We start from the raw sequence: 7,305 nt of genomic DNA on the forward strand, positions 1-7,305 counted from the left end.
TGGAGAACTTCATGGCACAAAGGCATCCGCAGGAGCGCGCCGCCATCAGAGACTTTTTGGCGGCTGAGGTGATAGGCGGTCCGGACAACGTGCACAACGGCCTGAGCGCGCTGGCGCAGGCCACGGACGCCGATGAATTCATGCTGGTGTGCGATGTATTCGACCCGGCCTTGCGGCTGCGCTCGCTGGACATTGCGGCGGCGGCACGCGCCGCCTGATGCGCCCGGCGGACGCCGCAACCATCGCTAAACTTGCGCCATGGCTACTTCATCTACTTCAACCGCGCCGATCTCACCCAAAGGCTCGCCCCGGTCGCTGTCGGGCCTGCTGCCTTTTTTGCACCCCTACCGGGGGCGGATTGGTCTGGCGCTGTTTTTCCTGGTGATGGCGGCAGTCGCCACGCTGGTGTTTCCGCTGGCCCTGCGCAGCCTGATAGACGGCGGCATGCGTGCAGCGGACAAAGGTGAGCAGCTGGTGGCGCTGCGCACCCATTTCTTTGAGTTGTTTGCCGTCGCGGCGGCGCTGGGGCTTTTGTCGGCAGGCCGCTTCTACATGGTCAGCTGGCTCGGTGAACGCGTGACGGCTGATTTACGCAACGCGGTCTATGGCCATGTACTGCGGCAAAGCCCGGAGTTTTTTGAGACCACCCAAACCGGCGAGGTGCTGAGCCGCCTGACCGGCGACACCACGCTGGTGCAGACCGTCGTGGGCTCGTCGCTCAGCATGGGCCTGCGCAATGCCGTGATGGGCGTCGGCGCGCTGGCCATGCTGGTCTACACCAACCCTTATTTGATGGTGCAGGTGCTGGGCGTACTGGTGCTGGTCGTCGCGCCTTCGGTGTGGTTTGGGCGGCGCGTGCGCAAGCTGTCGCGGGCCAGCCAGGACCGGGTCGCCGACTCCAGCGCGATTGCGGCCGAGGTGCTCAATGCCATTCCCGTGGTGCAAAGCTACACCGCTGAAGCACGCGAGGCCGCGCGCTTCGATCAGTCGACCACCGACGCCTTCAACACCGCCGTGCGCCGCACCAGGGCGCGCTCGGTGCTGGTGGCGTTCATCATCATTGCCACCTCGGCGGCGCTGCTGTGGGGCCTGTACCAGGGCACGCAGGCAGTGATGCGCGGCGACATCAGCGCCGGCCACCTGGGCCAGACCGTGGTGTATGTGATCATTCTGGCCAGCGCGGCGGCCGTGCTGGGCGAGGTCTATGGCGACCTGCTGCGCGCGGCCGGTGCCACCGAGCGGCTGATGGAACTGCTGGAAACGCGCTCGCCCGTGACTTCACCGTCAAATCCGGTTCCAGCCCAGCTAACACGGGCAGGAAGCGCTATTAAATTCGAAGCAGTGACGTTTCACTACCCGTCCCGCCCGACGCAGCCCGCCTTGCGCAATTTCAGCCTGAACGTGGCGCCCGGGGAAACCGTGGCGATTGTCGGGCCGAGCGGCGCGGGCAAGAGCACGGTGTTCCAGCTGCTGCTGCGTTTTTACGATCCGGCCTCGGGCCGCATTGAACTGGACGGCGTGCCCACGTCCGACCTGGCGCTGCACGACTTGCGCCAGCGCATCGGCATCGTGCCGCAGGACGCCGTCATTTTCTCGACCAGCGCGCTGGAAAACATCCGCTACGGCAAACCCGAAGCCAGCGACGACGACGTGAAGGCGGCAGCGCAGGCAGCGTTTGCGCATGAATTCATCACGGCGCTGCCTGAAGGCTACGACACCTTCCTGGGCGAGCGCGGCGTGCGCCTGTCCGGCGGCCAGCGCCAGCGCATTGCGATTGCGCGCGCCATGCTTAAAAACTCCCCGCTGCTGCTGCTCGACGAAGCCACCAGCGCGCTCGATGCCGAAAGCGAACGCATGGTGCAGGCCGCGCTGGAGTCGGCCATGAAGGACCGCACCACGCTGGTGATAGCGCACCGCCTGGCCACGGTGCAGCAGGCCGACCGCATCCTGGTGCTGGACCATGGCCAACTCGTGGAGCAGGGAACGCACGCCGAGCTGGTGAGCCGCGGCGGCATTTATGCGCGGCTGGCAGCGCTGCAGTTCAATGCCTGACCACAGCACGGTCACAGCGGCAAACCCGGACGCAGAATCCCTTGTTATGCATTATTTGCATGAAATTACATGAAGCCGGCCTTGGACACTTGGAAGGAGCCGGCCTAAGCTCTGCTCCTTGATTGTCCACAAGGAGTTTTTCATGTCGCAAGCTTCCGGCCCGAGCCCAGTTGCCGCTCCCGCTACCCTGCCTCAGCACCCTCTTCCGTCCTACCTGCAGGCCGACAAGCTCGGCCCCTGGGGCAATTACCTGCAGCAGGTCGATCGCGTCATACCGCACCTGGGCAACCTGGCGCGCTGGGCCGAAACCCTGAAACGCCCCAAGCGCATCCTGATTGTTGATGTGCCGATTCACATGGACGACGGCCGGGTGGCGCATTTTGAGGGCTACCGCGTGCAGCACAACGTCTCGCGCGGGCCGGGCAAGGGCGGCGTGCGCTTTCACCAGGACGTGACGCTGTCGGAAGTGATGGCGCTGTCAGCCTGGATGTCGATCAAGAACGCGGCGGTGAACGTGCCTTTCGGCGGCGCCAAGGGCGGCATTCGCGTCGATCCCAAAACCCTGTCACGCGGCGAGCTTGAGCGCATGACGCGCCGCTACACCAGCGAGATCGGCATCATCATCGGCCCCCACAAGGACATTCCGGCGCCCGACGTCAACACCAACGAGCAGATCATGGCCTGGATGATGGACACCTACTCGATGAACACGGGCTCGACGGCCACCGGCGTGGTCACGGGCAAGCCGGTCGATCTAGGCGGCTCGCTGGGCCGGCGCGAAGCCACGGGGCGCGGCGTGTTCACGGTGGGCGCTGAAGCAGCGCGGCACATCGAACTGGACATTGGGAGCTCCCGGGTGGCCGTGCAAGGCTTTGGCAATGTGGGCGGCGTTGCCGGCAAACTGTTCGCCGAAGCGGGCGCGCGCGTGGTCGCCGTGCAAGACCATGGCGGCACCATTTACCGCGAAGCGGGCCTGGACGTTCCTGCCCTGCTCAGGCATGTCGCAGAGACCGGCAGCGTCGCCGGCTTTGCGGAGGCCGACGTCCTGGCCAACGATGCGTTCTGGGACGTTGCGTGCGACATCCTGATTCCGGCCGCGCTGGAACAGCAAATTACCGCCGCCAATGCCGGCCGCATCAAGGCGCGCATGATCATTGAAGGCGCAAACGGCCCGACCACGCCCGAAGCCGACGACATCCTGCAGGAGCGCAATGTGCTGGTGCTGCCCGACGTGATCGCCAACGCGGGCGGCGTGACCGTGAGCTATTTCGAATGGGTGCAGGATTTTTCGAGCTTTTTCTGGGATGAAGCCGAAATCAATGCCCGCCTGGTGCGCATCATGAAAGAGGCCTTTGCCGGCATCTGGCAGGTGGCCCAGGACCACAAGGTCAGCCTGCGCACCGCCACGTTTATCGTGGCCTGCAAGCGTATTTTGCACACACGCGAGTTGCGCGGCTTGTACCCCTGACCAGACAGGTCTTGGGTCGCTTGCCGGCGACCTTGGGCAAGCAGGGTTAGCCCCAGGGGTGTCAAGCGGCACCCCTTTTTCTTACTGCAGGGTTTCCTTGACGGCCGGGGGCAGCAGCAAGGGCATGACCTCAATACCCTCCTCCAGCAGTTCCACGGCTTCCCGTGGACTGGTCTGACCGCGAATGCTGCGCGCCTCCACCTCGCCGTAGTGCATGCGGCGCGCCTCGTGGGCAAATCGGTCCCCGACATCCTCGGTCTGGGCCACCACATGACGCAAGGCCTTGAGGAAAGCGGCCTGCGCGGCAGGATTTGCACCCGCTGGCATGCCCATCACAGCTTCCATGCTGCGCGCGGCGGCGTTGTCAGGGGGCGCAAGGGCTGCCTCGGCTGATCGCGCCTCATGGATACTTTTCTCTGGTGCATCCTGCGTCAGGTGTCCGCCAAGATTGAGCCGCGGCGCGCTGGGCAGTTTTTGAATGCCTTTGTCGGCACACAGCGGGCATTCAATCAGGCCACGCGCCAGTTGTGCCTGGAAATCGTCCTCAGAACCAAACCAGCCTTCAAACGAATGCTGGTACGCACACTGCAGATTCAGGACTTTCATAACGGGATTATCGTCAGCTCATTGCGGCGTGGCCGCTTGCCAATCCAGTGCCCATGCCCCCGACAACACGTTTTGCAGCCATAGAACCCCCGTCAGTGTCTTGGCGTCGGTGACCCGGCCGTTGCCGCACCAGTCCAGCAGTTCGGTGGGGGTGGCCGTGAACACATCCAGAAATTCACCGGCATCGAGCTTGCGTTCACCCAGGGTGAGCCCGCGCGCAAACCAGATGTCTATAAATTCGGTGGAATAGGAAATCACCGGGTGCAGCACACCCGCCCTGGCCCACTGCCGCGCGGTGTAGCCGGTTTCTTCCAGCAACTCGCGCTGGGCACAGGCCAGCGAGGCCTCGCCAGGATCGAGCTTTCCCGCTGGAAATTCGAGCATGACCGATTGCACCGGATAGCGGTATTGGCGCTCCAGCACCACCCGGCCGTCGTCGAGCTGCGCCACGACCATCACCGCACCGGGGTGAATCACATATTCCCGTGTGGCGTGCTTGCCGTCGGGAAGCCGGACGGTATCGCGGAACACATGAAGAAAATGTCCCTTGAGAATTTCTTCGGAGCCCACCCGGCTCTCCAGCAGATGGGCGTCAGCCATGGCGCTTTTCTCATCCGCACCACGCGCGACCATCATGCGCGGTGCTTGAACAGATAACGGTAGGTAAACCCGGGAAATGAAAAAGTGAGGAAAAGCGTGCCCGTGATGGCATAAAACTCCCAGCCCTGCGGCGCATTTTGCCCGGCGCGTTGTTCAAGGTAGAGCCCCAAGCCGCCGACCAGAAAATACCAGACCACCAGTTCCATGAGCCGTACAGCCAGGTTCTTCGGGGTCTTGAGCGCCAGCACCGCGAACAGGCGGTTGCTGATGAAGGGCAGGTTAGCGGCCAGCAAGGCCAGCAGCACGAGCAGCCAGATTGAAGTGGTTTGCGTCATGAATAAAGACCTAGGCTCCGAGGGACTTGATGATGCTGCTGATCGATTGTGCGCACAGGGTCATCAGTCCGCCGGGCGCGATACCCAGAATCAGAATCAGTGCGCCATTGATGGCCAGTACGGCCTTTGCATCCGCCGGGGCCGAAATCGGCTGGGCATTGTGACGATGGGGTGCATCAAAGTACATCACCTTGACCACGCGCAGGTAATAAAAAGCGCCGATCAGCGACATGATGACCGCGAAAATCGCCAGCACCAGATAGCTGGTTTTCTCCGACGCAATCAGCGCCTGCAGCACGCCCAGCTTGGCATAAAACCCCACCAGCGGCGGCAAGCCGGCCAGCGAAAGCATGCTGATGGCCATGACACCGGCGTACAACGGGCTGCGCTGGTTCAGGCCAGCCAGGTCAGAAATCTCTTCGGACTCGTGCCCGGCGCGGGCCAGCAGCAAGATGATGCCGAACGCAGCCAGCGTCGTGAGCACATAGGTCACGACGTAGAACATGGAGGCGCCATAGGCAGACTCGGCATTGATCTGGTTGCCATTGACCACGCCAGCCATCAGGCCCAGCAGCAAAAATCCCATTTGCGAAATCGTTGAAAACGCCAGCATGCGCTTGAGGTTGGTTTGTGCCACGGCCGCCAGGTTACCCACCAGCAATGAGCCTATGGCCATCAAGGCCAGCATCTGCTGCCAGTCAATGGCCAGCGGCAGCAAGCCTTCCACCAGCAAGCGGATGACAATCGCAAAGGCCGCCAGTTGGGGGGCGCCACCGATCAGCAGCGTCACCGCCGTAGGTGCACCCTGATACACGTCTGGCAACCACATGTGAAAAGGCACGGCCCCGAGTTTGAACGCCAGGCCCGCCACGATGAACACCAGGCCGAACACCAGCACCTGATGCTTGACCTGACGGCTTGCAATGGCGCTAAACACTTCATTGACGTCCAGCGATCCGGTGGCGCCGTACAGCATCGACAGCCCATAGAGCAAAAAGCCCGAGGCCAGCGCGCCCAGTACAAAGTACTTCATGGCTGCTTCCGAGGAAGTTGCATCGTCGCGGCGCAACGCCACCAGCGCGTAGCTGGACAGCGTCAGCAACTCCAGACCCATGTAGATCACCAGAAAGTTGTGACCTGAAATCATCACGAACATGCCCAGCAATGCGAACAGGCTGAGCGTGAAGTACTCGCCGCCGCGCAGCATGCCGCGATCCGCGGCATAGGGCCGGCCATAGACCAGCGAGACCATCGTGGCGACGCTGGCAAAGCATTTGAGCCAGTTGCCCATGGGGTCGCTGACCACCATGTTGCCAAAACCATAAATGGTCTGGCCGCCCACCGCATAGAAGGCTTCCATGGTGGCCACCACGGCCAGCGTCAGCAAGGTCAGCGCATAAGTGCCGGTGCGCTGTGGCGTTTTGCTGCCAAGGTCCACCAGCAAAATCACGCAGGCCATGATCAAGAGAACGATTTCGGGGTAGACCGTGATCCAACTGAGTTTGTCAATCATCTGAATTCTTTGGATAGGTTGCTTAGTTCAGTTTCGAGACGGCTACGTGCTTGAGCAGGTCAGCCACCGAGGTGTTCATCACATCGGTAAACGGCTTTGGATAGATGCCCATGAACAGCACGGCAATGGCCAGCAAGGACAGCATCAGGAATTCACGGCCGTTGATATCTTTCAGCGCCTTGACGTCTTCGTTGACGACCGGCCCAAGGTACACGCGCTTGAACATCCAGAGCGAGTAGGCTGCACCAAAAATCAAGGTGGACGCTGCAGCAGCACCGATCCAGAAGTTGTATTTGACGGATGCCAGAATCACCATCCATTCGCCGACAAAACCGGCCGTGCCAGGCAAACCGCTGTTGGCCATGGTGAAAAGCAAGGCAAAGGCGGCAAACTTGGGCATGGTGGAGACCACGCCACCGTAGCTGGAAATCTCCCGTGAATGAACGCGGTCGTAGAGCACGCCAATGCACAGGAACATGGCGCCTGACACAAAACCATGCGCCACCATCTGCACAATGCCGCCCGAAACGCCGAGGTCACTGAACAGGAAGAAGCCCAAGGTGACAAACCCCATGTGAACCACGGACGAGTACGCCACCAGCTTTTTCATGTCCTTCTGTACCAGCGCCACCAGACCCACGTAGACGACGGCGATCAGGGACAAGGCAATCATCAACCAGGCCCACTCGCGCGAGGCATCCGGCGCGATAGGCAGCGAAAACCGCAGAAAC

7 protein-coding genes and 1 pseudogene are annotated in these 7,305 nt (G+C 62.0%); 3 read left to right on the forward strand and 5 right to left on the reverse strand.

The features are described 5' to 3' along the window. The 3 genes and pseudogenes from Q8K05_RS01945 to Q8K05_RS01955 form a co-directional block, all read left to right on the forward strand. Positions 1 to 218: pseudogene (locus tag Q8K05_RS01945) on the forward strand (LLM class flavin-dependent oxidoreductase); the annotation flags it as partial. Positions 219 to 258: 40 nt separating this feature from the next. Then, a complete protein-coding gene (locus tag Q8K05_RS01950; RefSeq protein ID WP_305244860.1) occupies positions 259 to 2,052 on the forward strand; it encodes an ABC transporter transmembrane domain-containing protein in 1,794 nt (597 codons plus the stop codon). A gap of 142 nt (positions 2,053 to 2,194) precedes the next feature. Continuing rightward, a complete protein-coding gene (locus Q8K05_RS01955) occupies positions 2,195 to 3,520 on the forward strand; it encodes a Glu/Leu/Phe/Val dehydrogenase (RefSeq protein ID WP_305244861.1) in 1,326 nt (441 codons plus the stop codon). Positions 3,521 to 3,601: 81 nt separating this feature from the next. On the opposite strand, the gene Q8K05_RS01960 is transcribed toward Q8K05_RS01955, so the two are convergent. From Q8K05_RS01960 to Q8K05_RS01980, 5 genes are all read right to left on the reverse strand, one after another. Beyond that, the gene (locus Q8K05_RS01960; RefSeq protein ID WP_305244862.1) at positions 3,602 to 4,126 is read right to left on the reverse strand and encodes a DUF1178 family protein; all 525 of its coding nucleotides are present in this window, start codon (positions 4,124 to 4,126) and stop codon (positions 3,602 to 3,604) included. A gap of 18 nt (positions 4,127 to 4,144) precedes the next feature. After that, on the reverse strand, positions 4,145 to 4,726 hold the full coding sequence (locus Q8K05_RS01965; protein ID WP_305244863.1) for an NUDIX domain-containing protein: 582 nt from the start codon (positions 4,724 to 4,726) through the stop codon (positions 4,145 to 4,147). Between the two features lie 32 nt (positions 4,727 to 4,758). Continuing rightward, on the reverse strand, positions 4,759 to 5,061 hold the full coding sequence (locus Q8K05_RS01970; RefSeq protein WP_305244864.1) for a DUF2818 family protein: 303 nt from the start codon (positions 5,059 to 5,061) through the stop codon (positions 4,759 to 4,761). A 10-nt stretch (positions 5,062 to 5,071) separates the two neighbouring features. Next, entirely contained in the window at positions 5,072 to 6,574 is a 1,503-nt protein-coding gene (gene nuoN / locus Q8K05_RS01975; RefSeq protein ID WP_305244865.1) for an NADH-quinone oxidoreductase subunit NuoN, read from the reverse strand. A 22-nt stretch (positions 6,575 to 6,596) separates the two neighbouring features. Next, positions 6,597 to 7,305, reverse strand: a 709-nt coding sequence (locus tag Q8K05_RS01980; RefSeq protein WP_305244866.1) for an NADH-quinone oxidoreductase subunit M, incomplete at its 5' end; no start/stop codon positions are given.

Origin of the sequence: Polaromonas sp., assembly GCF_030682935.1 — a bacterium.
GTDB lineage: Bacteria > Pseudomonadota > Gammaproteobacteria > Burkholderiales > Burkholderiaceae_C > Polaromonas.